This is a genomic window from Alcanivorax sp. UBA3183 (assembly GCF_002364155.1).
GTDB classification, from domain to species: Bacteria; Pseudomonadota; Gammaproteobacteria; order Pseudomonadales; family Alcanivoracaceae; genus Alcanivorax; species Alcanivorax jadensis.
On the sequence record NZ_DEXN01000018.1, the window covers coordinates 13531 to 14126 of the forward strand.

The 596-nt window shown below is 57.9% G+C and carries 1 protein-coding gene; it reads right to left on the minus strand.

The window, feature by feature from the left end; all coding sequences use genetic code 11:
• Positions 1 to 102 precede the first annotated feature (102 nt).
• Entirely contained in the window at positions 103 to 534 is a 432-nt protein-coding gene (locus B3Q33_RS08275; protein ID WP_286827462.1) for an SRPBCC family protein, read from the minus strand.
• Positions 535 to 596: the final 62 nt, after the last annotated feature.

Here is a 596-nt window from a genome sequence, read left to right on the forward strand (position 1 = left end):
CGTCTGGCGCTGCTGGCGGACAAGCTGTTGCCTTCCATAGAGGTAAAGGTCTTTGCCGGTGATGACGTGGACAGTGCCAAGGCATGGATTTGTGAGACCTGATTAGCTGTCCAGTAAAGTGGCCAGATGGGAAAGGCAGAACCGGTACATCTTTTCGCCCCCTTGCCTGGCTGCTTCCAGCTTTTCCGGTGGTGTGTCTGCCGCATCAAAGTCAGCCTGCCAGGTTACCCGGCAGCCCTTGTCGACAGGTCTCACGCTGACCGTGGCTACAAAACGGTTTTCTTCCCGTACTCCCGGCGCTGCCACAATGCGGTAGGAAAACCGCCTGGAGGCCTCGTCGTAGGCAACCAGTTCTTCAATGACCTGCCCCCCTGTGGCCATGCTGACGGTACGAGTAGCTCCCACGCCGGTGCCGGTTACCGAACAGTCGGTGACACCAGGTAACCAGCTTTTCAGATCGCCAAAACCCCGAATCCGGTGCCATACCGTATCGGCGTCATGAGTATAGTGATGGTCTGCGTGAATGCTGGGCATAGGGCTCCTCATTGTGTCAGACGGCGGCGGATCGCTGCCGCAGGAAAGTCTCGAAGGATGTC